The sequence below is a fragment of the Janthinobacterium agaricidamnosum NBRC 102515 = DSM 9628 genome, from assembly GCF_000723165.1.
GTDB classification, from domain to species: domain Bacteria; phylum Pseudomonadota; class Gammaproteobacteria; order Burkholderiales; family Burkholderiaceae_D; genus Janthinobacterium; species Janthinobacterium agaricidamnosum.
Genome location: NZ_HG322949.1, coordinates 3,947,763 through 3,972,070 on the forward strand (window position 1 = coordinate 3,947,763; position 24,308 = coordinate 3,972,070).

Here is a 24,308-nt window from a genome sequence, read left to right on the forward strand (position 1 = left end):
CGGCCGATGCCCCGGTCCGGCTGGCCGGGAGGGGCTCGCCTTGCCGTTAAAACGATCTCATCCATGGACAAAATGTTAAGAAAAAAGCAAAAACATGTAAAATCTATAGTAGTATGGCCGAAGCATGGCCCCAAGATTCAACTTTTCCGATAACACACCAGTACCCATTGAATACCTATGATTAGAATTGTGATTGCCGACGACCACACCATCATGCGCGAAGGCTTGAAGCGCATACTCGACGGCGCGCCGGATATCGACATCGTGGGCGAAGCGATCGACGGCTTCGAAGTGCTGACCCAGGTGCGCCAGGGCGGTTTCGACCTGCTGCTGCTCGACCTGTCGATGCCCGGCCGCAGCGGCGTCGACCTGATCCGCCAGATCAAGATCGAAGCGCCCAAACTGGCGATCCTGATCCTGACCATGCATGAAGAAGAACAATACGCGGTGCGCGCGATCCGCGCCGGCGCCCAGGGCTATCTGACCAAGGAAAGCGCCGGCACCCAGCTGGTCGGCGCGATCCGCAAAGTGGCCTCGGGCCGGCCCTACATCAGCGCCGAAGTGGCCGAGCAATTGGTGCTCAACATCATGATGCCGAATGAAAGCCTGCTCCACAAACAACTGTCCGACCGCGAATTCGAAGTATTTTCATTGCTAGTGGCCGGCAAGTCGATTACCGAAATCGCCAACAACCTGCATCTGAGCGTCAAGACCGTCAGCACGCATAAAACCCGCATCATGCAAAAGATGGGCATGAGCTCGCTATCCGAAATGGTGCAGTACGCCGTCGCGCACCGCCTGCTATCCCCCTTCAAGACTTGAAACAAGCGCCGTCCAGCGCTGCCAGTGTAGGAACAATCCTAACGTCAGCGCGCCATCTCCTACTGCCATATTCAGCGCCCGCTGATATCAATCATGCACTTCTGTTGGCATACTGAAACCAGCTAATCAAGTTGCTGGCAAGTTATATCAACCCACAGCAAGTCATCAGCGAATCGGGCCAACCCCGTAGGCAAGCCAGTGATCCGATACCCGGACGCAGGCTTGCCGGAATCAAGCCCGATCCTTTTCCAATTATCCGAACTTTGATGTACCTGTCACCAGGAGATGAGCATGCTGTCAACGCAAACGCCTGAAATCCGTCCCACATCGTCGCCAGCGGTGCCAACTTCTTCCATGGAAGCCGGCCGCCAGCGACAAGGGCGGCTCTGGTCCAACTTGAAGGAAGTCTGCGATTTGCTGCACATATCGGCCGCATGCACCATCGCCGCCGATGAATTATTGTTCCAGCATGTGCAGTTCAAGACCGGGCAGCGTGTGCACACCATCGGCCAGCCTTTCGACACCCTGTATATCGTCAACTCCGGTTTCCTGAAAACCGTGCTGATCGACGAATTCGGCAACGAACAAGTACTGAGCTTCCCGATGAAGGGCGACATGCTCGGCGTCGACGGCATCCACTCGCGCCACTACTCGTCGGAAGCGGTGGCCTTGTCCGACTGCGACCTGATCTTGCTGCCGTTCAAAAAACTGACGGCGCTGGGCCGCATCCACCTGGAACTCGAAAACATGATGTATGGCGTCATGAGCCGCGAACTGGTGCGCGAACAGGCGATGATCGGCATGCTGGGCGCGCTCAGCGCCGAAGCCCGCGTGGCGCGTTTCCTGGTGTCGCTGGCCGAGCGTTTTGCGCAAATGGGTTATTCCAGCAAATTGTTCAACCTGCGCATGACGCGCCACGAAATCGGCAGCTACCTGGGCCTGACGCTGGAAACCGTCAGCCGCACGCTGTCCGCCTTCAATGAAATTGGCCTGATCAGCGTCGACCAGCGCACCATCGGCATCAAGGATCCGGAAGCGCTGAAAACCCTGCGCCGCCTGCCGCCATCGCGTTCGCGTGCCAAGCAACTGGCCGCCGCCAAATTGAAAACCGGCGCCGAACCAGCCGTGCCGGCGCAATTGCTCGCCACCATCTAAGCCGCGTCCCCTGCATCAACCGAGTTAGTCCCAGCTTCGGCCCGGCCAGTTTTTCTGGTACGGGCCTTTTTTGTCGTTGCCGTTCTTGTCGTTCCCCTCCACGCCGCCTGGCCGCCTGGCCGCCAGCCACGCTGGCGCCTGCTTCGCTTTGCTGCATCGCGCGGGCCTGCCGCCACCACATTCCCGCACCGATAAAAAAGCATGGTTTTCATGCAAATAGGGCTTGCATTCAGCGCCGCATTCAACAATAATGCAAATACGAATCATTCTCAACTAAGACAAAAAGAAAGCGGAAATGCAAACCTCCAAGCCAACCCCGGCCAGCGACACCCTTCCCGTCCATGCGCACGCTATTGCTGCCGCGCCACAACAACCGCACCGCATCACCAGCGCGGCGCTGTTGCAGGAACGCCGTGAAGTGGAAATCGAGCATGGCGGAAAAATCTACCGTTTGCGCGTGACCCAGTTGAACAAGCTGATCTTGACCGCCTGAGAACGTCTCAGGACCACACCCGCAAGCCATCCGTCGTCTCCAGTGCACGGTAGCCAGCAACTCACCGACAGGAGCGTTTGATGGCAACCGACCGTATCGACCCGATATTTCTTTCCTCGAACCATGCCGGCAACCAGCCCGAGCTGATGCTGTCCGCCGTGTTGCACCTGATGTCGCATTACACCGCACGCAACGCCGACAGCGGCGCCTGCCTGAAACTTGCCTCGGTCATCGAGCGCCACTTGAAGGCGCTGGCCGGCCTGCCCGACCTGGGACCGGTACTGCAAGCCACTTGCCAGCAACTGTCGGAACAATGGGCCGGCATCGTCGAACGCGACATGCCGCAAGCGCCCAAAAGCTCTTTCCTCAGCCGCATCATGTCCGCCGCCAAAGCGGACAAGACCAGCGCTATCCCGGCGGCATTGTTGTAACCCTTGCTTTCATTTTCCCCAGCCCAGCCAGCGTAACTCGAACAGGAACCACGACCATGTGTGACAAAGACAAGCTTCCCGTCATCAGTAATTGCACCACCGACACCGAACCCGCCGCGCTGACCTCGCGCCGACGGCGCTTGTGGGAACTGTCGCATACCTGCCATTGCCCGCTGGTCGGTGTCGGCTTGCCGCTGGGCTACTTGCGCAAACTGGTCGGCAAGATGACCGGTGGCCGCGTGCTGGCCGACGATTACGAAGTCCACGTCGGCGCCGTCACCGAATGCGGCGTGCGCAACCGCCTGTCCGAAGCGTTGCAAAAAGAATTGGAGCGCCGTTACGCGCCGGTCATCCTGCGTTTCCGCGCAGCTAAAACCACCGCCCAGGTGGCCGAACTGTGGCACGGCGCGGTCTCCAACGGCGATGTCGCCGGCGCCTTCTGGGCCGGCTTGACCCACCCGCGCTGCGACCCCGACCTGGAAGAACAAATGTGCCGCGACCTGCACATGATCCAGCACCAGGCCGGTGCCTGCGTACGCGCCGACATGGGCAAATTTAATGCGCTGGTCGAAGAAAACGCCCATCTGAACCGCGAACTGGCCAAGCTGCAACAACGCAACAACGCGCTGCAGCTGGAAAAGGCCGCCGACACCGAACGCCAGGAAGTGTTGCTGATGCAAGCACGGTCACTGTCGATCGGCAAGGATAGCGTGATCGACGGCTTGCGCGCCGAACTGGCGCAATTGCAAGCCTCGGTGCCCGACCTGGAATCGCGCAGCCGGCTGGTCGAACGGCTGGCCCAGATGGATGAGCGCGAGCGCGAATTGCGCGCCCAGATTAGCGAATTGAAGCAGGCCCAACATCGCGCGCCGGAAACCCTGGCGCCAGTCGCGCCCGCCCCGATGGAACCGGTGCGCAGCATGAAAATGCCGATCCGCCTGGTCGACCAGAGCGTCTTGTGCGTCGGCGGACGCAGCGGCAACGTCGCCACCTACCGCGCGCTGATCGAACGGGTCGGCGCCCAGTTCGCCCATCACGACGGCGGCCTGGAAGACAATGCCAACAAGCTCGATTCCAGCCTGGCGGCAGCCGACCTGGTGATTTGCCAGACCGGCTGCATCAGCCACAGCGCGTATTGGCGGGTCAAGGATTATTGCAAGCGCACCGGCAAGCGTTGCGTGTTCATTGACAACCCGAGCATTTCCAGCCTGGAGCGCGGCTTGCAGGAAGTGACTGGCGAGCTGGAAACAGGCGTCGAAAGTTTGCCATAAAGTCAAGCTGTCGCTGATATCGCGACAGTGGCCTGCGCCGACAAAAAGATGTTGACATTCACCATGCACGCCATATAATTGATTAATTACTCAATTATATGGCGTGCATCACGTATGGCACTGCCTTTGGAGTTCGTCATCCTGCCGTGCATCTGTCGATCTACGGCACTTTTTTTAAATCATTAAATGCGTGATTACTCACGCAATTGGAAACTCATGAAAAAAGGTATTGCTTTAGTCACTGGCGCCTCCGCAGGTATCGGTGCGGAAACGGCGCGTCGTCTGGCGGCGGCAGGTTTTACGACGTATGCGGCGGCGCGCAGGGTCGACAAAATGGACAACTTGACAGCGCTTGGTATCAAGGTGCTGCCGCTCGACATCACCGATACCGGCTCGATTGCCGCCTGCCTGGCCGCCATCCGCTCCGAGAGCGGCGACATCGACGTGCTGGTCAACAACGCCGGCTACGGCTCCTACGGCGCGGTCGAGGAAGTGCCGATGGCGGAAGCGCGGCGCCAGTTCGAGGTCAACCTGTTCGGCCTGGCGGCGCTGACGCAGCAAGTGATCGCGCCGATGCGCCGCAAGCGCTGGGGCCGCATCATCAATATCTCGTCCACCGGCGGCGTCGCCGCGACGCCGTACGGCGCCTGGTATTACTCAAGCAAGTTTGCGCTGGAAGGCTATTCCGCCGCGCTGCGCCAGGAATTGGCGCCGTTCGGCGTCGATGTCAGCGTCATCCGTCCCAGCGGCACCAAGAGCGAATGGGGCGCCATCGCGACGCAAAGCCTGCTGGCCAACTCGGCGCATGGCCCGTATGCCGAGGCGGTCAAACCGATGGTGGCACTCTTCGACAAATCCGCCGCCCTGGAAGGAAACAGTGCGCTGCAAATACCGGCCAGCGTGATTGCCGACATGATCGTCAAAGCGGCGCTGGCAAAACGCGCCAACAGCGCCTACAACGCGCCGGGCGCCGGCAAGATCAGCATCTTCCTGCGCTGGCTGTTAAGCGACCGGCTGCACGACGCGATGGTGCGGACCGCGTTTGGCATGCCCAAAAGCATGGCTTGAAAATTGATGCCAGGCATAGCGTCAACTCGCGGCGGCTTGTCCAAATCCCGGGCAAGCCGCATAATTGAGCATTCAGTCACTCACCAATCACCCATGTCATGGCACGTCCTAAAAGCGAAGAAAAACGCCACGCCATCCTCGATGCGGCCACCAATGTGTTCGCGGAACAAGGGATAGGCGCGCCGACCTCCCGCATTGCCAAGGAAGCCGGCATCGCCGAAGGTTCGCTGTTCACCTATTTTGCCACCAAGGATGTCTTGCTCAATGAGTTGTACCTGGTCTTGAAGGCAGAGTTGCGTGACGTCATGATGCCCGGCTACCCTTTGACGGAATCGCCGCGCAACCGCGCCTGGCATACCTGGCAGGCGCTGGTGGACTGGGGCGTCGTCCATCCGCGCAAACGCCAGGTAATGGACATCCTCGGCCTGTCGGACCGGCTGACGGATCACAGCAAGACCGCCGGCGCACTGGCGTTTGCCCCTGCCGGCGCGATGCTGACGGAAATCGTTGAAAACGGTCCCATGCGGGCATTGCCGACTGCCTTCGTCGGCGCGCTGCTCGCTTCGATGGCGGAAGCGACGATGGACTGCATGGCCCGCGACCACAGCCGCCACGAGCAATTCCGGCTCGCCGGCTTCGAGGCGTTCTGGCGCGCCGTCGGCCAGGGCAATTAAGCGCCGATTCTAATATACGTCGCGCCGGTAACGCCCCGCCACTGCCAGCGCATCGAGTCCGGCGCGGCCGATGATCTGCTGCAGCGCCAGGTCGACGCCGCCGGCCATGCCGTCCAGGCTGCCGCAAATATACAGCGCGGCGCCCTGCTCCAGCCACTGTCTCAATTCGTCGGCGTTGCCCAGCAAACGGTCTTGCACATACAGCCGCTGCGGCTGGTCGCGTGAAAACACCATGTCCAGCCGCGGCAGCCAGCCATCGGCCTGCCATTGTCCGATTTCTGCGCGGTAGTGGTAATCGAACGCGGCATTGCGCTCGCCAAAGATCAGCCAATTGGACCGCTGGCCGGCCAGCACGCGGCTTTTCAGGTGGCCGCGCAAGCCGGCGATGCCACTGCCATTGCCGATCAATATCAAGGGCCGCTGTTCATTGCCATCCAGCCGGAAACGCTTATGCTGGCGCAAGCGCAACTGGATCAGATCGCCGACCACGGCTTGCGCCGTCAGCCAGCCCGAGACCAGACCCAGGCTGCCATCGGCATGGCGATGCTGGCGCACCAGCAACTGCACCCGGCCATCTTGCGGTATCGAGGCGATCGAATACTCGCGCGGCTGTCCAGGCTCCGACGGCGCGGCCACTTGCACCAGGTCGCCCGATTGCCAGGCCGGCAACGCACCGGCGGCAGGCTCCAGTTCGAGGTGATACAGCGGCCGACCGGCGCTGCCTGGATTCAATAAATCCCGCTTGAGCAAGCGCCAGTCGCCGAACGCCGGCGCGCTCCAGTCCGGCGCATCGCTGGTGCCGGCCAGATGGCTCAGTTGCTGCCGCCACTGCGAAATCGCGTCCGGCGCGCTGCGGTTCACTTCGATGCGCTCGAACAGGCGCGATGCGCCCTGCCCAGCCAGCCATTGGTCCAGCGCGCGGCCGAAACCGCAGAATTGCGCATACGCACTGTCGCCCAGCGCCAGCACCGCGTAATGCAATTGCGTCAAAGGCAGTCCGCGCGCCATCAGACGTCCGGAAAAAGCGGCCGCATTATCCGGCGCATCGCCTTCGCCATAGGTGCTGACCAGGAACAGGATGCGCTCGGCGGACTGCAAGTCAGCATCAATCAGTTCCGACAAATCGCTCAGGCGCACCGGAATGCCGGCCAGCCGCAGCGTGGCCGCGGTTTGCCCGGCCAATTCCTCGGCGTTGCCGGTCTGGCTGGCGTAGGCGACGATCCAGGCCGGCACATTGGCCAGCGCCGCCTGGGCCTGCTGCGCGGCAAGCCGCTTGCGCCGGACCCGCAAGTACGGCGCCAGGCAAACCAGCAAATATGACAGCAACAAGACCAGCAGCAACGCTTGCCGGCTCGGGTCGGAAGTAAAGATCATTGGTCCAGCATGCCCTGTAAATGGCTGCTCAAGTATTCTGTGAGGCGGCTGCCGTCGCGCACCACAAACCGCGCCGCCAGGCCATGCTGTTCGGCCAGCGCCAGACCGGCCTCGATACCGAGCACGGTCAACGCGGTCGACCAGGCGTCGGCGGCCATGCATGCGGCGTGCACCACCGTCACCGAGGCCAGCTCGTTGGCGATCGGCGTACCGCAACGCGGGTCGATGGTATGCGAATAACGCTGGCCGCCGTCTTCAAAAAAGCGCCGGTAATCGCCCGAGGTGGCGACCGCCAAGCCGTGCAGCGCCAGCACCATCCCGTCTTGCTGTTCGGTGGCGCCATCGACTTGCTCCAGCGCCACCCACCACGGCTGGCCATCCGGCCGGGTGCCGGCGCCGCGCAATTCGCCGCCGACTTCCACCAGGTAATGTTTAATGCCCTGGCTTTCCAGGTAGCTCGCCAAACGGTCGACGCCGTAGCCCTTGGCCACCGCCGACAAGTCGAGCAGCAAGCCGCCCGGCTGGCGCGCGCGCCGCGCCGCCACGTCGAATTCCAGACGCCGGTCGCGCCGCTGCCGCACCGCGCAATCCACCGATGCCGCCGACGGCGGCACAAATCCGGGCTGGTCGTAGCGCTGCGTGGCGCCGAAGCCCCACAGCTTGACCAGCGCGCCGGCGCAAGGATCATAGGCTCCGCCACTGGCGTGCGACACCTCCATAGCGAACGACAATACCTCGCAAAACGCGGCCGGCAAACAATGCCAGCTGCCGGCCGGCGCCAGGTTGAAGCGGCCCAGCGCGGAGGTATCGCTCCAGTGGCTCATCTGGGCCACCACGCTATCGAGCTGTTGTTGCAGGGCCAGTTGCAAATGATGGGTGGCACCGCGCTCGACCACCTTCACCGACCAGCTGGTGCCCATGCTCAAGCCGTGGAAATCGCGCACCGGCGCATGGGCTGGCGCCGGCTGCCCGGAAAAATGGTGAGGCAGGAGTACCCGGCGCATCGTCAGACTTTATAAAAACAATTATTGAGGAAGGATTTCCACCGTCGCCGCATACGTCAAGCGGCGTTCCGGCATCGCTTGCGGCTGCCCCGCCACTGCTGGCGCGGCGGCCGGCCAGCTGGTGCTGAGGAAATACATGCCCGGCGCCGGTATCGTGAACGTGATGTCGCCGTTGGCGTCGGTGGTCTGGCGAATCTCTCCCAGCACGCCGCGGTAGCGCACGCCGCCGGCCGCCAGGCTGAACGACTGCCTGGCCGCCGGCTTGCCGTCGATCAAGAAACGCCAGGTGGCTTTTTCGCCGGTGCGCATATCGTTCGGATGGGTCACCGGCACGAATTCCAGCCCCACGCCGGTCGGCTTGAACACGTCAAAGCTGGTGTTCGATGCGCTAAAGAACGTTTCCAGGCGGCTGGTGGTGCGCGTGACTTTCAAGTCTTGCGCATCGGCCGGCACTTCTTTCTTGAATGCATCCTCAGTACCGCGCCAGCGTTTGGTTTCGCCATTCACCTTGTAGCTGGCGAACACGGTTTGCGACACCAGCGCCGCCTTGTAGGTACCCGGCTTGGCCATCTTGACGTCGAACACGCTGCGCAAACGGCCGGTGATCGCATTATCGGGCGACACCAGCGCGCCATCCGGACCGGTGATTTTCAGCGCTTCCAGGCGCAGCGGCTGATGGTCGATATCGAACAGGTCTTCGGAAATCGCCGCATCGACGGTGACCCACGGATCTTTCGATTCGACCAGCGAGCTCGACGGCACCATCCATGGCCGGTGCGCCTGCGCGCTCAGGGACAAGCCGGCCAGGGCCAGCGCCAGCAGCGGTTTATTCAGTTTGATCATCAACATGACGGCCCTTCGCTTATGGTTTGAGTTGGACGACGACAGCGCCGAGTTCTTCCTTGCCTTTTGCCGGGATGGCCTGCGCCGCTTTCGGCGGCCACTGGAATGGCACGCGCACCAGTTCGCGGCCGCCCGATTCGCGCGCCGCCTCGACCACCACCTGGTATTCGCCGGCCGGCAATTTATTCAATTCCGCCTTGGCCGCCGGGAACGACATGCTGTGCTCGCCCGGCGCGCGGGTCGCGCCGCTGATGCCGTCCAGCGGCATGGTCAGGTCGCGGCCGCTCTTGCGCCACCACTGGCGCATGTCCTTGAGCCACTTGGTGCCGCCGTTTTCCTTCTTTTGCAAGTCATACATGACCGACAGGTTGGTCACCACTTTCTGGTCCGGCGTTTCGATCCAGGCGGCAATGTAGGGACGGTGGTATTCGGCCACGTTCAATTGCGGGATTTCAAGCTTCAAGGCCAGGTCGGCGGCCATCGCCGAACTGCCCACCAGCGGAAGGCTGAGCGCGATGGAATAGCGTAATTTCATGGGAGTACCTGTCAAAAGAGATTAATGAATAAACAGTAAGGCGATGGCGCAAGGAATCACGATCCCCAGGCCCACCATCGGCCAGGTCAGCGCACGCTTGGCCGCGTGGAATTTCAAGATCAACAAACCGGTCAGGCAAAACACCAGGCAGGCGACGGCGAAAAAGTCGATGAACCAATTCCAGGCCGGACCGGTATTGCGGCCCTTGTGCACATCGTTGAGCCACGAAATCCAGCCGCGGTCGGTCAACTCGTATTCCGCCGCGCCATCGTCGAGGCCGACGCGCACCCAGGCGTCGCCGCCCGCTTTCGGCAACGGCAGATAGACTTCATCGAGCGACCACTCGGCCAGGCGTCCGCCGGCATTGAGCGACCAGGTATCCTTCAGCCAGCGTTCGGCGTCGGCCGGCAACGGCTGCTTGGCGCCGTCATGGCTTGCGGCAAATTTGCGCAACTCGGCTTGCAGCGATGCCGGCACAGTTGCCTTCTTGCTGGTGACGACAGGCTTGGCCTCGATCTGGGCCGCGTGGTTCAGCGTGATGCCGGTGGCGCTGAACAAGATCATCGCCAGCAGGCAGAGCGCCGAGCTGATCCAGTGCCATTGATGCAGATTCTTCAACCAGACCGCGCGGCTGGCGTTGCGTCTGGCGCTGTCGTCGAGATCCCGGGTATGCTGCGATGTGCTCATCGCCCGCCCCGGCGCTGCTGTTCCATGGCCGGCTTGCCCGGCGCGGATCGCGGACGGGCCAGGTGAAAGCGGTTCATGCACATCCTTCAAGAAAAATTAGTTCGCCGACAAAGATGGCTGGCTGCGCTATGCATGGAGGCAAAAGCAAAAGCTGGCGTCATCACAGATGATAATGATTATCATTTAATAAGTCAACCAGGGAAGCCCGTCCAGGGCAGAGAGTTTTGTAACAGCGCTGAAACAAAGTAAAAACCTGCTGCTGTTTATTCTAAATCAAGCCCGCCTCGATCGTCCCGGATGTTTAAGGAACAATACAATACCTTGCTACATTTTATCCGGGTAAAATATCCTCATCATTGATGAAGGAGACGACCATGTCATCCAACAAGCTGAGCGCCTTTGCCGGACATGACAAAGTGGCGAGCGGCGACTTGCGCAGCATCGCCGTCGATTTGAAAGCCATAATCGAGCACGATCCACTGGCGCAAATCCTGATTTTCGACGATATGACGGGCGCCCAGCTCGATTTGAACTTGCATGGCACGCTGGAACAAGTGTTGCAGCGCCTGCCGAGACCGCCTGTTGAGATGGCAACGCCGCGCACGGCGGGCCGCCCCAGGCTGGGCGTGGTGGCACGCGAAGTCACCCTGCTGCCGCGCCACTGGGAGTGGCTGGCCGGACAGCCGGGCGGCGCGTCGGTGGCACTGCGCAAACTGGTCGAACACGCACAGCGCGACAACAGGGAAGCCGACCAGCAACGCCAGGCGCGCGATGCCGCCTATCGCTTCATCAGTGCGATGGCGGGAAATCAAGCGGGGTTTGAAGAAGCATGCCGGGCGCTGTTTGCCGCCAAGCGGGAACAGTTTGCAGCTTGCATCGCCAACTGGCCGAGCGATATACGGCAGCAGGCATTGCGGATGGCGGCGCCCAGCTTCGGCGCCGCCGGGTGATTCGCCGAGTAGTTCGGCTAATAATTGCTACACGCCAGTACTGCCGGAGGTGTCCGGCCCGGCCTGCTGCTGGCTTTGCCCTGCGGAACCGCCCTGCCGGTGCGGCACCCGGTCGGCGCGGCGTACTTCGCCGATGGCAAACTGATCGTCGCCGATGTCGAGTCCCTGCTCGGAATCGACCAGCACGAAATTCTCCCCGGCCCGGGATAATGAACCTTGCTGCTGACTGGCCTGGCTTGGCGGATGATCCGGCGTTGCCTGGCCACCTTGTTGATTCCCTTGATTCGGCGTAGTCATATGCATCTCCTTGATGATCTGGACAGGCCCGCTGCGAACGCGGACAACCATCATGGTAGTCTACGCATCGCATGACCGGCATAGGACTACATTAGGGATCAATGTAGGATTTATCCGATAAAAGTGCAAACGAGAAGCAAGTTCCCGTTTGCATTCAGTTTTACTCAACAGTATCAAACTTCAAAAACTCACGTGGTGCGCGCACCGGAGCCGCCGCTTTTTTGACTGGAACCGCCCTGGTTTTGATCACGATCCCTATCCTCGTCGCGATCCAGATTGGGATTGTCGCGCGCGCCGGCGGCATTGCCGGCGTTGGCATTGGCGCTTTGGCGGTTGCCATCGTTTTTATGGCTTTGACTGCCGGCGCGGCGTGCTTCTTCAGAAGTGAATTCGTGCGCCGTGCCTTTTTCATGGGCGGCGCGTCCGCCTTCGCTGGCGATTTCACGCTGTTGTTCAGGGTCCATTGAGGCAAACCCCCGTTTGCTGGTGTCGCTCTGCTTGTTTTCGCTGGTCCGGCTGCCGCTTTGCTGGCTACCCTGGCTGCCGCCCTGCTTGACGTCCTGTTTGCTGTCCTGTTTGGTGTCTGGTTTATTATCTTGCCTGCTGCCTGATTTGTTGTCCGTGGCCATGATTATCTCCTTTAGAAATAGTTTGCTTACCTCGCACTCCGATCGGAGTAAAGCGGTAAGGAGTCGTCATGGTAGTGCGCTCCCGGGCGCTACAGAATAGGAGAACGGCACGGCCGTACGTAGGATGATTCCCGCCTGCGGTGGCATGGTCAAAAGCTGTTTTTGATCGCCGGTATCGCTGTGGATGCAAGCGTATCTGGAAGAATCAGGCGGCTTCAAACACCATATTATCCGCCGTCAAAAAAATCCGTTCTCCCGCTTGCGGTTTCACAAGATAACCACCGGTAAATGCGCCAAACGATGGCAAGACTGCCCGCGTCCGACCGATCAAGAAACATGGCAGGCGCAAGGCATCGCGGCGCGACGACAAGCGATACACCGGATGGACATGGCCCGCCAGTACATACAGCGGCGATTCCAGTTGCGGATGATGGCACAACGCGAACGGGACTACCTGATACGGTTCATCGGCCATGTCGATATTCAAGCCGGCCGCAGGATCGCCGGCGTGCACGTCATGATTGCCGCGCACCACGGTCAGGCGCAATCCCGCATGCTTGTGACGCCAGGCCAGCATCGCAGCCAGCGTGGCCGGCGCATGCGCGGCGCGGGAATGCAAAAAATCGCCAAGGAACACGATGTGCTCGACCTCATGCGCGGCCAGCAACACATCGAGCCCGGCCAGGTTGTCCGACGTCGTGCCATGCGGTACCGGCACGCCCAAGGCACGGAACGCGCTCGCCTTGCCGAAATGAATGTCGGCAACAATCAGCATCTTGCGGCGCGGCCAGTACAGTGCCTTTTGCGCCAGCAGCAACATGGTTTCGCCTGCCAACAGGATCTGCTTCATGCGGTGTCCTTCATCCGGCAGCCTGTTCCAGTTCGCGCAGCAAACGGGCTACGCGATCCGATAATTTCTCGGTCGTCAATTTTTCGCGGAAACGTTCGACCATCAAGCCGAAGCCGAACGGCGTGGCCCGTTTGACTTCCTTGAACACCATCTGGCGCGCATGCAATTGCAGCAAGGTATCGCGTAAGCGCGTCAATTCCAGTTCTTGCTCCAGCACTTCGCGTTGCGCCTGTATCAGCAATAAATTGCCGGCGTCGTGCTTGCGAAACACTTCAAAAAACAGCGACGACGACGCCTGCAACTGGCGCGCGCTTTTCGGCTGGCCCGGATAGCCCTGGAATACCAGCCCGGCGATGCGCGCGATTTCGCGGAAGCGGCGCTGCGACAACTCGGTCGCGTTCAAGCTGCACAGCACGTCTTCCAGCAAATGATCGATGCTCAGCAAGGCGACCCCGGCGCCGGTCGCCCCATCAAACAAGGATGTTACTTCCAGCGACGCCGGCGCCAGCAGCTCAATCCCGTAATCGTTGACGGCGATTGAAAACGTGGCCGGCTGCACACGGCCGATGCGGTAAGCCAGCAAGCTTGCCAGCCCGATATGCACCGGGCGTCCGGCAAACGGGTACAAAAACAGGTGCCGCCCTTCGCGGCTGGACATGCTTTCGATGAGCAACGAGGCGGCGCCCGGCAAGGCCGACCAGCGCTGCTGTATTTCCAGCAAGGGCCGCAGCGCCTGCATTTCCGGCCCGTCGTAGCGGCCCAGCGCGGCCAGTCTTAATTGCTCCAGTGCCGCATGCGCCAATTCCGACGACATCGGCATCTTGCCGCCTTGCCAGCGCGGCACGGCGCCCTTGCTGCCGGTGGCCCGTTTGACATAGGCCGTCATGTCATGCACCCGCACAAACTCCAAAATACGCCCGCCAAACAAAAAATGATCGCCCCGCTTCAAGCGCGAAATAAACGATTCCTCGATGCTGCCGATCTTGCCGCCGCGCAGATATTTCACCTGGATAGACGCTTCCGACACGATGGTGCCGATGCCTAAACGGTGACGCCGCCCCAGCGCCAGGTCCGGCACGCGGTACACGCCTTGTTCATCCGGCAAGACACGGCGGTATTCCGGATACACCGTCAGACTCTGGCCGCCGCGCGCGACAAAATCCAGCGCCCATTGCCATTCGTCCAGGCCCAGGTGGCGGTAAGACCACGCGCCCCGCACTTCCGCATATAAATCGTCGGAACGGAAACCGCCGCCCAGCGCCACCGTCACCAGATGCTGCACCAGCACGTCGAGCGGCTGCTCCGGCGCCAGCCGCGACTCGACCTGGCGGCTGGCCAGCGCCTGTTTTGCGCCGGCCGCTTCCAGCAATTCCAGGCTATGGGTCGGCACCAGCGTGATGCGCGACATGCGTCCCGGCGCATGGCCGCTGCGCCCAGCCCGCTGCAACAAGCGCGCAATGCCCTTGGCGCTGCCGATCTGCAAGACCCGCTCGACCGGCAAAAAATCGACGCCCAGGTCCAGGCTGGAGGTGCACACCACCGCTTTCAGCACACCGGCCTTTACACTTTTTTCGACCCATTCGCGCACCGTCTTGTCCAGCGAGCCGTGGTGCAGCGCGATCAAGCCGGCCCAATCGGGCCGCGCGTCCAGCAGATTCTGGTACCAGATTTCCGCCTGCGAGCGGGTATTGGTAAACACCAGCGTACTGGCGCTCGCTTCGATCTCGGCCAGTACCAGCGGCAACATCTGCATGCCCAGATGGCCACCCCACGGAAAACGAGACGGATGCAGCGGGATCAGGCTGTCGACCACGATTTCCTTGCCGGTATTGCCCTCGACAATTACACCATTCCCGGCGCCGAGCAGCACATCTTTCGCCTGCGCCAAATTCCCCAGCGTGGCCGACAGCCCCCACACCGGCAAGCCGGGATTCCAGCGCCGCAAACGGGCCAGCGCCAGCTGCGTTTGCACCCCGCGCTTGCTGCCCATCAATTCATGCCACTCATCGACGATGACCATCTCCAGCGCCGCAAAACGGCTGGCAGCATCAGGCTGGCTCAACATCAGCGTCAGGCTTTCCGGTGTGGTGATCAACACTTGCGGCAAGGACCTGGCTTGCCGCGCCCGCTGCGCCGATGTGGTGTCGCCGGTGCGCGCGGCGATGCTCCAGCCGGGCGCCAGTTCGGCGGCCGATTCTTGCAAGGCGCGCAGCGTGTCGGCTGCCAGCGCGCGCATCGGCGTCAGCCACAACACCCGCAAGCCAGCTTTTTTTCGTGTGACCTTTTCAGCGCGCAACAAGGCGCCAAACCATACCGCATAGGTCTTGCCGGAACCGGTGCTCGCATGCAGCAAGCCGGACTGGCCGGCGCCGGCAGCGCGCCACACCGCGCGCTGGAACGGAAACACGCTCCAGCCGCGCTGGACAAACCATTGCCCGATCTGTTGCGCCAGCATGGTTTGACTGGTCTCGCTCATGACGGCACGGCCAGCAAACCCTTCAATGCGGACAAGGTATCGGCGTCGGCGATGGTTTTGTCTTGACGGCGCCGCAAGATGCGCGGAAAACGCACCGCGATGCCCGCCTTGTGGCGGCTCGACAGGGCAATCCCTTCAAAGCCGATTTCAAACACCATGCTCGGCTTGACGCTGCGTACCGGGCCGAATTTTTCGATCGTGGTCTTGCGGATCACACTGTCGACCTGGGCGATTTCGGCGTCGCTCAAACCGGAGTACGCCTTGGCGAACGGCACCAGTTTGCGTTCCTCGCCCGCCGCATCGTCCCACACCGCGAAGGTGTAATCGGTGTACAGCGACGCGCGCCGGCCATGGCCGCTTTGCGCATAGATCAGGACCGCATCGATGGTGTACGGGTCGATCTTCCATTTCCACCAGGTACCGACATCCTTGGTGCGGCCGACGCCATAGGCCGCGTCGACGGCTTTCAGCATCAAGCCTTCGACACCGCGCACCCGCGATTCCGAACGCATCAAGGCCAGCGCATCCCAGCTGGCGGCCGTCACCAGCGGCGACAGTTTAAGCTGCGGCACATGCAATGCCGCCACCAGTTTTTCCAGCAAGACACGGCGCTCATGCTGCGGCAAGCCGCGGATATCGACGCCATCCAGTTCCAGCACATCGTAGGCCACCAGCACCACGGGAAATTCGGCCAGCAGCTTGGCCGACACCGTCTTGCGGCCTATGCGTTTTTGCAGGTCGGCAAATGGCGCGGGCATATCCCCAACACGCCACACCAGGATTTCGCCATCGATAACCGTGCCGTCCGGCAAGCACAGCGCCGTCAATTCTGGAAAACGCTCGGAAATCAACTCTTCGCCGCGCGACCACAGCCAACTGCTACCATCGCGCCGCAACAGTTGCGCGCGCATGCCATCGTATTTCCATTCGACCAGCCAGCGGCCCAGCTCGCCCAGGGTCGCCACGTCGCTTTGCAAGGGATGGGCCAGGAAAAACGGATAGGGCTGGCCGCCGCGCAAGGCGTGTTCCCGCTCCGATGGCGCGGCGATCAATTGCAAAAAACCGGCGGCGGTCGGGCTGACGCTGCCATCGGTCCAGCCCATCAGGCGCTGCGCGATCAGCTTGCCGTCCACCGCCGCGATGGCGCCCAGCGCCCGCGTCACCAGCAATTTCGATACGCCGACGCGAAAGCCGCCGGCGATCAGCTTCACCAGCAAAAACCGTTCGCGGCTCTCCAGCTGATCCCAAAAATCGAACAGCGCCGTCCGTATGGTGCCCGGCGCCGCGCCGCGCAACGGTGCGATGCGCTGCGTGATCCAGTCGGCCAGGCCGATATCGCTGTGGCGCGATGGCGCGGGCAAGATCAGCGCGATGGTTTCGGCCAGGTCGCCGACCGCGTGATAACACTCGTCGAACAGCCAGGTGTCGAGCATCGCGCATTCGGTGGCGTAGTCGCGCAGCAATTTGCTCGGCACCGCCTGGCGCGGCTTGCCGCCGGCCAGGAAATACACGGCCCACGCGGCGTTTTCCGGCGCGGCATGGCTGAAGTAATGTTTCAGCGCGTCGAGCTTGCGATTGGTGGCGGTGCTGTCGTCGAGTTCGGCGTACAGGCGTGCGAATTCACGCATGGCCGGCCTCTGCCTGCGCCGCCTCGGCGCTGTCGGCCGCCTCGTCGTCGCCATATTCGGTGTCGAAGGCGCCGGCTTGCAAGCCATTCTGTTGCAGCCAGCGCACCATCACCGCTATGGCACCGTGCGTGACGATGATGCGCGACGCTTCGGTGGCCTGGATCGCCTGCATCAATCCGGGCCAGTCGGCGTGGTCCGACAAGACAAAACCCCGGTCGATACCACGCCGCCGGCGCGCGCCGCGCAACAGCATCCAGCCGCTGGCGAAGGCGTCGCTGTAATCGCCGAAGCGCTTGAGCCACGGCGAGCCGGCCGCCGAGGGCGGCGCCAGCACGATGGTTTTTTTCAGGTCGGCTTTATCGGCGATATCGTTGACCATGATTGTCGGCGGCAACAACAGACCGCTATCGCGGTACACCTGGGTCAGCGCCTGCGCCGCGCCGTGGCAAATAATCGGGCCGATGCTGGCATCGAGGCCGCTCAATATGCGTTGCGCCTTGCCGAAGGCATAGCAAAACAAGACGCTGGCCCTGCCCTCGGCCTGGTTGTTACGCCACCACGCGTTGATGTCGTCGTAGATATCCTGCGGCGGCAGCCAGCGGTAGATGGGCAAGCCGAACGTCGATTCGCTAATAAAAGTGTGACAGCGCACCGGCTCGAACGGCGCGCACGTGGCGTCAGGCTGCAGCTTATAGTCGCCGGAGGCGACCCACACTTCGCCCCGGTATTCCAGCCGCACTTGCGCCGAACCGAGCACATGGCCGGCCGGATGCAGCGAAATCGTCACGCCATGGTGCTCGATGCTGGCCCCATAGTCGAGGCCATCAATTGTTATCGAACCCAGGCGCGCCTTCAGCAAGTTGACGCTGGCGGCGGTACTCAGATAATGGCGATGGCCGGCCCGTGCATGGTCGGCATGGGCGTGGGTAATGATGGCGCGCTCGACCGGGCGCCACGGATCGATGTAGAACTGGCCGGGCACACAATACAAACCTTCCTTGCGCACTATCACCAAATCACTCATGGGTCCCCGCTGTGGAGTGGTCGCGACAAGACTATTTTACCCAAAAGAAGCATCCGCACTGTCCGCTAACGCACACTGGCACACTGGCACGCTGCCGCGTTGGCGCTTACACCTGTGTCAGGAATTCCGCCATGAAAGTCTTGCTGCTATTTTCAGGGAATTCAATGATGATCTTGTCGCCCGCCAGCGACAGCAGCGTGCCGATGTCGAACTGCGGCGCGTGGACTGTCCGGGCTGCCTTGGTTTTGGCTTTCACCTGGCTGCCGGCCGCGCTTGCCGGCGCTTCGCTTCCCATCGCTTTGGCGGGCGGCGGAACATCGGCGATCTTGATGCCTTGCAGCATCGCCAGAAATTCCGGCGATATCAGTTGGCTACGCCCCCTCATCGTCTTGCCTGCACTCTTCTTCATATGCTTGTCGCTCCAGTCAGCCGGCATCAACATACTGCCCTTGACCGATGACTGTACCGTTGCGGCAACAGGGTCGCCATAGGACGCCGCCTAGCTGTCTCGTAGGAGGCCGGCGCGAGCTCAGGCGGGTACCAGGATAGCCCACAACAACATCAGCAAACCGGCGATCGACACCATCCATGCCAGCGTGCGCAGCACCGGAATGCCCAGCGCATACAGCGGAAGGTAGACGATGCGGGCCGCCAGGAACAGGCTGGCGCCCCACAAGGTCAGCGTGCTTTCGCGCGCGGTGACGTGGATAATCAGCAGCGCGGCTATGAAGAGCGGCAAGGTTTCAAACAGATTGGCCTGCGCCCGCCGCAGCCGCGCCGTGACCTTGCCGACCGGCGGCCCCGGCTCGTCGCGCGCACCGACATTGTAGGCGGCGCCGGTTTCCTGGTAACGAAAAGCCGACGGCAACAGGATCTGTACCAGCGCCAGCACCAGGGTCCAGCCCAGTATCATCATTTCGGTCGTCATGGTTTATCGCCTTTCGTGAGTGGAAGCAAGGATATCAATGATTATCGAGTGCCGTTTTCAACTCTGCCAGATCATACGGCTTGCGCAACACGCTGGCGGAAAAGCCCAGCTCATCCATGGCCTCCCTGCCATAACCGGTCGAAAAAATAATCCGCGTGGCCGGCTTGTCGCGCAGCACCAGCCGGGCCAGCGCGATGCCGGACATGCCGGGCAAGCTGACATCGGTAAACAATACGTCGAAATGCTGCTGGTTCATCAAATCCCAGGCCGCCTCGCCGTCGGCGACGCCGGTCACCGCATGGCCCAGCATGCCGACCAGTTCGCACACCATCATTTGCGAATCGAGATTGTCTTCGACCACCAGGATTTTCAGCGAGGCCGGCGTGGCGCCGGCTGGCGATCCGGCCGCCGCCTCGCCGGTCAAATCGACACTGGCGACGCTGTCCGGTCCCGCCAGCCGCGCTCCGCTCGATGAGGCGGCCAACTGGCGCGCATACCTTTGCTGCTGGCGGCTGGCCAGCACCAGCCGCAGTTTGTGCGCCAATTCTTCGCGCCGATAAGGCTTGCTGAGCAATTCCACTCCTTCGTCGAGCCGGCCGCCATGCACGATGGCGTTTTGCGGATAGCCGGAAGTAAATAACACCGCGATATCGGGCTGCAATTCGCGCGCGCGGCGCGCCATGTCGGGACTGCGCACCTGGCCCGGCATGATCACATCGGTAAACAACACATCGATCTCGACGCCGCTCTGCAGCACCACCAGCGCGCTTTCGCCATCTTCCGCCTTCAGCACCCTGTAACCGAGCGCGGTCAGCATGTCGACCACGGTCGAACGCACGCCCGGGTCATCCTCGACCACCAGGATGGTTTCGCTGCCGCCGGTCACCAGGCTGCTCGATGGCGCCTGGTCTTCGACTTCCGCCATCAACGAACGGGGCAAATAAATTTTGACACCGGTGCCCAGCCCCGGTTCACTGTAGATGCGGATATGGCCGCGGCTTTGCGTGACAAAACCATAGGCCATCGACAAGCCCAGCCCAGTGCCCTCGCCTTCCGGCTTGGTGGTAAAAAACGGCTCGAAGGCGCGCTGCAACACCTCGCCCGACATGCCGCGCCCGGTATCGGTGACCGACAGCATCACATATTGCCCTGACGGCACATCGACCAGGTTCATCACATATTGCTCGTCCAGCAGCACGTTGCCCAGTTCGATGGTCAGCTTGCCGGCCCCATCCATCGCATCGCGCGCATTGATGGCCAGGTTCAGGATCACATTTTCAATCTGGCTGCGGTCGACCAGCGTATTCCACAACCCGCCGCCGCCGATGATGGCGATCTCGATCGCCTCGCCCAAGGCGCGGCGCAGCAAGGCATCCATGTTGCGCACGATGCGGCCCAGGTCGGAGACCACCGGCTGCAACGGCTGGCGCCGCGCGAACGCCAGCAAATGCGACGACAGCTTGGCGCCCCGTTCGACCGCCGCGATCGCCGTTTCCAGGCGCTGGCGGGTGATGCTGTCCTGCATCGCCAATTGGTACAGCAAGTGCAAATTACCGGAAATAATTTGTAGCACATTATTAAAATCGTGCGCGATACCGCCAGTCAATTGCCCTACCGCCTCCATCTTTTGCGCCTGGCGCAACGCGTCTTCGGCCTTGGTACGCTCGCTGACCTCCTGCTCGACGCGGTGCTCCAGCGTATCGTTCAATTCATGCAGCGCGCGCTCGATGCGGCGCCGCTCGGTGATATCGGTCTTGACCGCAATAAACGCTTGCGGCTGGCCCGCTTCATCGACCAGGCGGCTGACATTGCTCGACACCCACACATACGAACCATCCGGTTTCAGGTAGCGTTTTTCCAGCGTGAACGAGGCGCCGGTATCGGCCAGGCGCTGGAACATCAGCTTGTTGCCGTCGACATCGGCCGGATGCAAGATATCGTTCATATTCAGTTGCAGCAACTGTTCCGGCGCCCTGCCCAGCATCGCGCACAAGGCCCCGTTGACGCGCTGGAAACGGCCATCGAGGCTCAGCTCCGACAAGCCGACCGAGGCCTGGCCGAAAATCGCCGCCAGCCGCTCCTGGCTTTCATGCAACGCCTGCTCGATCAATTTGCGCTCGGTAATGTCGAACGATACGCCGACATAGCGCCGCTGGCCCGGCGTCAAGCCTTCCACTACCTCGCCCTGGCGCGCGATCCAGCGCAATTGACCAGTGTCCGGACGGCGGATGCGGTATTCGACATAGGCCAGCGGATTGTGTTTTTGCTCCAGCAAGACCGGGCCGACATTGGGCCGGTCGCGTTCATCGACCATCCCGACCAGCACGCTGGAATTGATCGGCTGTCCGTCTTGCAAGCCCCAGATGCGGCGGAAGGTGCTCGACACCACCAGCTCGCCGGTTTCCGGAAACCATTCAAAACTGCCGATGCCGCCCGCTTGCTGCGCGATGCGCAAGCGCTCTTCGGCATCCATCCGTTCAGTGACGTCGACCCCCTCGACAAACACGCCCGACACTTGCCCATGCTCGTCGCGGATCGGCTGGTACACAAAATCGATGTGGCGCGGCACCAGCTCGCCGCTCCCATTGCGCAACAATTCGACCCGCAACTGGCGGCCGACGAACGCCTCGCCGCCGTGATACACGCTGTCGAGCAAATCGATGAAACCTTGCTGTTTCACTTCCGGCAAGGCTTGCTCGATCGGCTTGTCGATAATGTCGCGCTCGCCGATCAATTGCAGATACGGCTGATTGGCCAGTTCGAATACATGTTGCGGGCCACGCAACACCGCCATGAAACTCGGCGATTGTTCGAACAGTGCGCGCAGCAACGCCCCCTCCCGGCTCAGACGCCGATTGGCGGCCAGCACCGCTTGCGCCTCATGCGACAAACTGCTGTTCAAGAACGCCAGCTCTTGCGTCGCCGCCTGCAATTTGCGGTTCTGTAGCACCCTGGCCGTGACTTCTATCACCGTGCACAGCACGCCGGCCACCAGACCGCGTTCATCGTAGACCGGCGTATAAAACAAGTCCAGCCATACCGTCTCCGGCACGCCATGGCGCGACAGCAGGAACATGTTTTCATGATGAACCTGGGATTCGCCGCGAAATCCCGTTTCCAGGATATTCCGGTTCCAGGCCCAGACTTCCGGCCAGATTTCCTCCACCGTGCCGCCCATCGCCGCCGGATGCTTGGCGCCGGCAATGACGGCATATTCATCGTTGTACAGCATCACATGTTGCGGCCCCCACATCAGCACCATCGCGATCGGTGAATTAAGCACGATCTCGGTACTGGTGCGCAGCGATTGCGGCCACTGCCCGATCGGCCCCAGGCTGGTGGCCGACCAGTCCAGACTGCGCAGCAAGTCGCCGCTGGCGCCGCCGCCGGGCGGCAGGTAAGCGGTACGATCGACGCTCATAGGCTGACCTTTCGCGGCAAAACGATGGTAAACACGGTGCCTTGCGGTTCGGCCGAGGTCACGGCCACCGTGCCGCCATGGGCCTTGACGAACATGCTGACGGTGTACAAGCCCAGTCCCAGCCCCTGCGACGATTTGCGGCTGTCGTCGCCCTGGTGGAACGGCTCGAAAATAAACGGCAACACTGCTGGCGGAATCACGCCAAGATTGCGGACGGTTACTGCGATGTTGTCGGCCGCGCTGCCGTTGAGGTTCAATTGCACCGGCGCACCGGGCTGGCCATGGCTCAAGGCATTGCACAGCAAGTTCGACACCACCTGCGAAAACAGGCCGGCGTCGACTTCTCCGCCGACATCGCCGCTGACAGACAAGGCAATCAGCGACGGCTTGCCGGCCTGCTCGAACTCTTCGGCGGCGGCGCGGCACAGCGCGGCATAATCATGCTGCGCGACATTCAGCTGCATGGTGCCGTAACGAATCCGCGCCAGGTCCAGCAATTGATTGACCATGCGCGCCATGCGCCTGGCGCTGGCTTCGATACGCGCCGCCGTGGCCACCACTTTCGGCTGGTCCGTCATCATCGGCAACAGCGTCGCGCCATTCATCACCACCGACAGCGGGGTGCGCAAATCGTGGCCCAGCACGGCGGTAAACATTTCATTCAAATGCAGGGCGTGTTTCAGTTCCGCTAGTTGTTGCGACAACAGTTTCTTTTGCTGGTAGAGCTCGACAAATACATGGACCTTGCTGATCAACGCTTTGCCATCGACCGGCTTGAACAGGAAATCGACGGCGCCCGCCTCATAACCGCGAAAGCTGAAAGCCGCTTCGCGGGTGGCGGCGGTCAGGAAAATCAGCGGGATCGTACGGGTGCGTTCGCTGCCGCGTATCAGCTCGGCCAGTTCAAAACCGTCCATGCCCGGCATTTGCACATCGATCAGCGCCAGCGCGACCTCATGCACCAGCAGCATTTCCAGCGCCGCCGCGCCGGATGACGCTTTCAGCACGACGATGCCGGGCCGCAGCAGCAGCGCTTCGGCCGCCGTCAGATTTTGCTCGACGTCATCGACGACAAGAATATGGATGGGAGAAGATGTAAGTGAGGTCACGACTCGGTCATTTATTCCGGTGAAATACTGCCAACGCCTGTAAAACCGGCCAAAGCCGCTGCCATTTGATGTACATCCCATACCCTGTCGGCGCCCGCCAGCTTCAACGCGGCGGCCGGCATGATGCCGGCCAGCGCCTGCGCCGGATCCTGCACCCAGGCGTGTCCGCCGCATTGCCGCACCGTCGCCAGGCCCGCCGCGCCATCGGCGGAAGCACCGGTTAATATGATGCCCAGCATTTCCTTGCCGTAAGTATAAGCTGCCGATTCAAATAAAACATCAATTGCCGGACGAGAATAATTTACAGCCGCGTCGAGCGAGAGTGAAAAGGTCCGCTCCGGCTCGATCTGCAAATGATAGTCGGCCACCGCGAAATACACCGTGCCGGCCAGTACCGCCTCCTTGTCTTCCGCTTCTTTCAGGCGCAACTGGCAGCGCTGCGCATACAGCTGCGGCAAGCGGCTGGAACGGTCCGGCGCCATATGCAGCACCACCACAAATGCGGCTGGACAATTAGCGGGTATCGCGCGCAGCAAGATGCCCAGCGCCTCGACGCCGCCAGCCGACGCGCCGATCGCGACCAGGCGGATGGTCCCGGTCAGTCTGTCGGCGCGCGGCGGCAAGATGGTCTGCATGCTG

The 24,308-nt window shown here is 61.7% G+C and carries 24 protein-coding genes; 8 read left to right on the forward strand and 16 right to left on the reverse strand.

Annotation, left to right across the window (positions count from 1 at the left end; translation table 11 throughout):
- The first annotated feature begins 177 nt into the window (after positions 1-177).
- The 7 genes from GJA_RS16825 (at position 178) to GJA_RS16855 (ending at position 5,914) form a co-directional block, all read left to right on the forward strand.
- Complete coding sequence (locus GJA_RS16825) at positions 178-822, forward strand: response regulator (RefSeq protein WP_038494374.1); 645 nt, start codon at positions 178-180, stop codon at positions 820-822.
- A gap of 354 nt (positions 823-1,176) precedes the next feature.
- Entirely contained in the window at positions 1,177-1,977 is an 801-nt protein-coding gene (locus GJA_RS16830) for a Crp/Fnr family transcriptional regulator (protein ID WP_038494377.1), read from the forward strand.
- A 295-nt stretch (positions 1,978-2,272) separates the two neighbouring features.
- Positions 2,273-2,470: a hemin uptake protein HemP gene (gene hemP / locus GJA_RS16835; protein WP_038494379.1), complete on the forward strand. Its 198-nt coding sequence runs from the start codon at positions 2,273-2,275 to the stop codon at positions 2,468-2,470.
- Between the two features lie 80 nt (positions 2,471-2,550).
- Positions 2,551-2,901, forward strand: a complete 351-nt coding sequence (locus GJA_RS16840; RefSeq protein WP_038494381.1) for a hypothetical protein — start codon at positions 2,551-2,553, stop codon at positions 2,899-2,901.
- Between the two features lie 56 nt (positions 2,902-2,957).
- Positions 2,958-4,172: a DUF2325 domain-containing protein gene (locus GJA_RS16845; protein ID WP_038494385.1), complete on the forward strand. Its 1,215-nt coding sequence runs from the start codon at positions 2,958-2,960 to the stop codon at positions 4,170-4,172.
- Positions 4,173-4,388: 216 nt separating this feature from the next.
- Positions 4,389-5,240: an oxidoreductase gene (locus GJA_RS16850; RefSeq protein WP_038494388.1), complete on the forward strand. Its 852-nt coding sequence runs from the start codon at positions 4,389-4,391 to the stop codon at positions 5,238-5,240.
- Between the two features lie 98 nt (positions 5,241-5,338).
- Complete coding sequence (locus tag GJA_RS16855; RefSeq protein ID WP_038494391.1) at positions 5,339-5,914, forward strand: TetR/AcrR family transcriptional regulator; 576 nt, start codon at positions 5,339-5,341, stop codon at positions 5,912-5,914.
- 9 nt (positions 5,915-5,923) lie between these two features.
- Here the strand turns inward: GJA_RS16855 and GJA_RS16860 are convergent, their stop codons facing one another.
- From GJA_RS16860 to GJA_RS16880, 5 genes are read right to left on the reverse strand one after another with little or no spacing between them, the layout of a single operon-like run.
- On the reverse strand, positions 5,924-7,288 hold the full coding sequence (locus GJA_RS16860) for a sulfite reductase subunit alpha (RefSeq protein WP_038494394.1): 1,365 nt from the start codon (positions 7,286-7,288) through the stop codon (positions 5,924-5,926).
- Complete coding sequence (locus GJA_RS16865; RefSeq protein ID WP_038494397.1) at positions 7,285-8,292, reverse strand: FAD:protein FMN transferase; 1,008 nt, start codon at positions 8,290-8,292, stop codon at positions 7,285-7,287. The genes GJA_RS16860 and GJA_RS16865 overlap by 4 nt, the downstream gene beginning before the upstream one ends.
- Positions 8,293-8,313: 21 nt before the next feature.
- Entirely contained in the window at positions 8,314-9,135 is an 822-nt protein-coding gene (locus GJA_RS16870) for a DUF4198 domain-containing protein (protein WP_038500176.1), read from the reverse strand.
- 19 nt (positions 9,136-9,154) lie between these two features.
- Positions 9,155-9,670, reverse strand: coding sequence for a DUF2271 domain-containing protein (locus GJA_RS16875; RefSeq protein ID WP_038494400.1), 516 nt, complete (start codon positions 9,668-9,670; stop codon positions 9,155-9,157).
- Between the two features lie 21 nt (positions 9,671-9,691).
- Positions 9,692-10,357 carry a PepSY-associated TM helix domain-containing protein gene (locus tag GJA_RS16880; protein WP_051781003.1) on the reverse strand — a complete coding sequence of 222 codons (666 nt, stop codon included), beginning with the start codon at positions 10,355-10,357 and terminating at the stop codon, positions 9,692-9,694.
- Positions 10,358-10,731: 374 nt separating this feature from the next.
- Between GJA_RS16880 and GJA_RS16885 the strand changes: the two genes are divergently transcribed.
- The gene (locus tag GJA_RS16885) at positions 10,732-11,307 is read left to right on the forward strand and encodes a DUF2239 family protein (RefSeq protein ID WP_038494404.1); all 576 of its coding nucleotides are present in this window, start codon (positions 10,732-10,734) and stop codon (positions 11,305-11,307) included.
- A 27-nt stretch (positions 11,308-11,334) separates the two neighbouring features.
- On the opposite strand, the gene GJA_RS16890 is transcribed toward GJA_RS16885, so the two are convergent.
- The 11 genes from GJA_RS16890 to GJA_RS16940 form a co-directional block, all read right to left on the reverse strand.
- Positions 11,335-11,604: a hypothetical protein gene (locus tag GJA_RS16890; protein ID WP_144241576.1), complete on the reverse strand. Its 270-nt coding sequence runs from the start codon at positions 11,602-11,604 to the stop codon at positions 11,335-11,337.
- 188 nt (positions 11,605-11,792) lie between these two features.
- Entirely contained in the window at positions 11,793-12,233 is a 441-nt protein-coding gene (locus GJA_RS16895; protein ID WP_051781005.1) for a KGG domain-containing protein, read from the reverse strand.
- A 205-nt stretch (positions 12,234-12,438) separates the two neighbouring features.
- Complete coding sequence (gene pdeM / locus GJA_RS16900) at positions 12,439-13,083, reverse strand: ligase-associated DNA damage response endonuclease PdeM (RefSeq protein ID WP_038494410.1); 645 nt, start codon at positions 13,081-13,083, stop codon at positions 12,439-12,441.
- 10 nt (positions 13,084-13,093) lie between these two features.
- On the reverse strand, positions 13,094-15,559 hold the full coding sequence (locus GJA_RS16905) for a ligase-associated DNA damage response DEXH box helicase (RefSeq protein WP_038494413.1): 2,466 nt from the start codon (positions 15,557-15,559) through the stop codon (positions 13,094-13,096).
- Positions 15,556-17,187, reverse strand: a complete 1,632-nt coding sequence (locus tag GJA_RS16910) for an ATP-dependent DNA ligase (protein WP_051781008.1) — start codon at positions 17,185-17,187, stop codon at positions 15,556-15,558. The genes GJA_RS16905 and GJA_RS16910 overlap by 4 nt, the downstream gene beginning before the upstream one ends.
- Positions 17,180-18,211, reverse strand: coding sequence for a ligase-associated DNA damage response exonuclease (locus GJA_RS16915; protein WP_038494419.1), 1,032 nt, complete (start codon positions 18,209-18,211; stop codon positions 17,180-17,182). The genes GJA_RS16910 and GJA_RS16915 overlap by 8 nt, the downstream gene beginning before the upstream one ends.
- A 106-nt stretch (positions 18,212-18,317) precedes the next feature.
- A complete protein-coding gene (locus GJA_RS16920; protein WP_144241577.1) occupies positions 18,318-18,647 on the reverse strand; it encodes a hypothetical protein in 330 nt (109 codons plus the stop codon).
- Between the two features lie 93 nt (positions 18,648-18,740).
- Positions 18,741-19,139: an MAPEG family protein gene (locus tag GJA_RS16925; protein WP_038494425.1), complete on the reverse strand. Its 399-nt coding sequence runs from the start codon at positions 19,137-19,139 to the stop codon at positions 18,741-18,743.
- Between the two features lie 34 nt (positions 19,140-19,173).
- Positions 19,174-22,560: a hybrid sensor histidine kinase/response regulator gene (locus tag GJA_RS16930; protein WP_038494428.1), complete on the reverse strand. Its 3,387-nt coding sequence runs from the start codon at positions 22,558-22,560 to the stop codon at positions 19,174-19,176.
- Positions 22,557-23,669: a hybrid sensor histidine kinase/response regulator gene (locus GJA_RS16935; RefSeq protein WP_038494429.1), complete on the reverse strand. Its 1,113-nt coding sequence runs from the start codon at positions 23,667-23,669 to the stop codon at positions 22,557-22,559. Before GJA_RS16935 ends, GJA_RS16930 begins: the two co-directional genes overlap by 4 nt.
- 11 nt (positions 23,670-23,680) lie before the next feature.
- Positions 23,681-24,304 carry a chemotaxis protein CheB gene (locus GJA_RS16940; RefSeq protein ID WP_051781010.1) on the reverse strand — a complete coding sequence of 208 codons (624 nt, stop codon included), beginning with the start codon at positions 24,302-24,304 and terminating at the stop codon, positions 23,681-23,683.
- Positions 24,305-24,308 lie beyond the last annotated feature (4 nt).

What these genes read in the sequence shown, in the direction of transcription:
- GJA_RS16915 (WP_038494419.1), bottom strand. Translation starts at nt 18,211, where the DNA reads ATGAGTGATTTGGTGATAGTGCGCAAGGAAGGTTTGTATTGTGTGCCC.
- GJA_RS16895 (WP_051781005.1), bottom strand. Translation starts at nt 12,233, where the DNA reads ATGGCCACGGACAACAAATCAGGCAGCAGGCAAGATAATAAACCAGAC.
- GJA_RS16930 (WP_038494428.1), bottom strand. Translation starts at nt 22,560, where the DNA reads ATGAGCGTCGATCGTACCGCTTACCTGCCGCCCGGCGGCGGCGCCAGC.
- GJA_RS16885 (WP_038494404.1), top strand. Translation starts at nt 10,732, where the DNA reads ATGTCATCCAACAAGCTGAGCGCCTTTGCCGGACATGACAAAGTGGCG.
- pdeM (WP_038494410.1), bottom strand. Translation starts at nt 13,083, where the DNA reads ATGAAGCAGATCCTGTTGGCAGGCGAAACCATGTTGCTGCTGGCGCAA.
- GJA_RS16860 (WP_038494394.1), bottom strand. Translation starts at nt 7,288, where the DNA reads ATGATCTTTACTTCCGACCCGAGCCGGCAAGCGTTGCTGCTGGTCTTG.
- GJA_RS16830 (WP_038494377.1), top strand. Translation starts at nt 1,177, where the DNA reads ATGGAAGCCGGCCGCCAGCGACAAGGGCGGCTCTGGTCCAACTTGAAG.
- GJA_RS16920 (WP_144241577.1), bottom strand. Translation starts at nt 18,647, where the DNA reads ATGCCGGCTGACTGGAGCGACAAGCATATGAAGAAGAGTGCAGGCAAG.
- GJA_RS16850 (WP_038494388.1), top strand. Translation starts at nt 4,389, where the DNA reads ATGAAAAAAGGTATTGCTTTAGTCACTGGCGCCTCCGCAGGTATCGGT.
- GJA_RS16825 (WP_038494374.1), top strand. Translation starts at nt 178, where the DNA reads ATGATTAGAATTGTGATTGCCGACGACCACACCATCATGCGCGAAGGC.
- GJA_RS16905 (WP_038494413.1), bottom strand. Translation starts at nt 15,559, where the DNA reads ATGAGCGAGACCAGTCAAACCATGCTGGCGCAACAGATCGGGCAATGG.
- GJA_RS16940 (WP_051781010.1), bottom strand. Translation starts at nt 24,304, where the DNA reads ATGCAGACCATCTTGCCGCCGCGCGCCGACAGACTGACCGGGACCATC.
- hemP (WP_038494379.1), top strand. Translation starts at nt 2,273, where the DNA reads ATGCAAACCTCCAAGCCAACCCCGGCCAGCGACACCCTTCCCGTCCAT.
- GJA_RS16925 (WP_038494425.1), bottom strand. Translation starts at nt 19,139, where the DNA reads ATGACGACCGAAATGATGATACTGGGCTGGACCCTGGTGCTGGCGCTG.
- GJA_RS16910 (WP_051781008.1), bottom strand. Translation starts at nt 17,187, where the DNA reads ATGCGTGAATTCGCACGCCTGTACGCCGAACTCGACGACAGCACCGCC.
- GJA_RS16865 (WP_038494397.1), bottom strand. Translation starts at nt 8,292, where the DNA reads ATGCGCCGGGTACTCCTGCCTCACCATTTTTCCGGGCAGCCGGCGCCA.
- GJA_RS16840 (WP_038494381.1), top strand. Translation starts at nt 2,551, where the DNA reads ATGGCAACCGACCGTATCGACCCGATATTTCTTTCCTCGAACCATGCC.
- GJA_RS16880 (WP_051781003.1), bottom strand. Translation starts at nt 10,357, where the DNA reads ATGAGCACATCGCAGCATACCCGGGATCTCGACGACAGCGCCAGACGC.
- GJA_RS16870 (WP_038500176.1), bottom strand. Translation starts at nt 9,135, where the DNA reads ATGATCAAACTGAATAAACCGCTGCTGGCGCTGGCCCTGGCCGGCTTG.
- GJA_RS16855 (WP_038494391.1), top strand. Translation starts at nt 5,339, where the DNA reads ATGGCACGTCCTAAAAGCGAAGAAAAACGCCACGCCATCCTCGATGCG.
- GJA_RS16845 (WP_038494385.1), top strand. Translation starts at nt 2,958, where the DNA reads ATGTGTGACAAAGACAAGCTTCCCGTCATCAGTAATTGCACCACCGAC.
- GJA_RS16890 (WP_144241576.1), bottom strand. Translation starts at nt 11,604, where the DNA reads ATGACTACGCCGAATCAAGGGAATCAACAAGGTGGCCAGGCAACGCCG.
- GJA_RS16875 (WP_038494400.1), bottom strand. Translation starts at nt 9,670, where the DNA reads ATGAAATTACGCTATTCCATCGCGCTCAGCCTTCCGCTGGTGGGCAGT.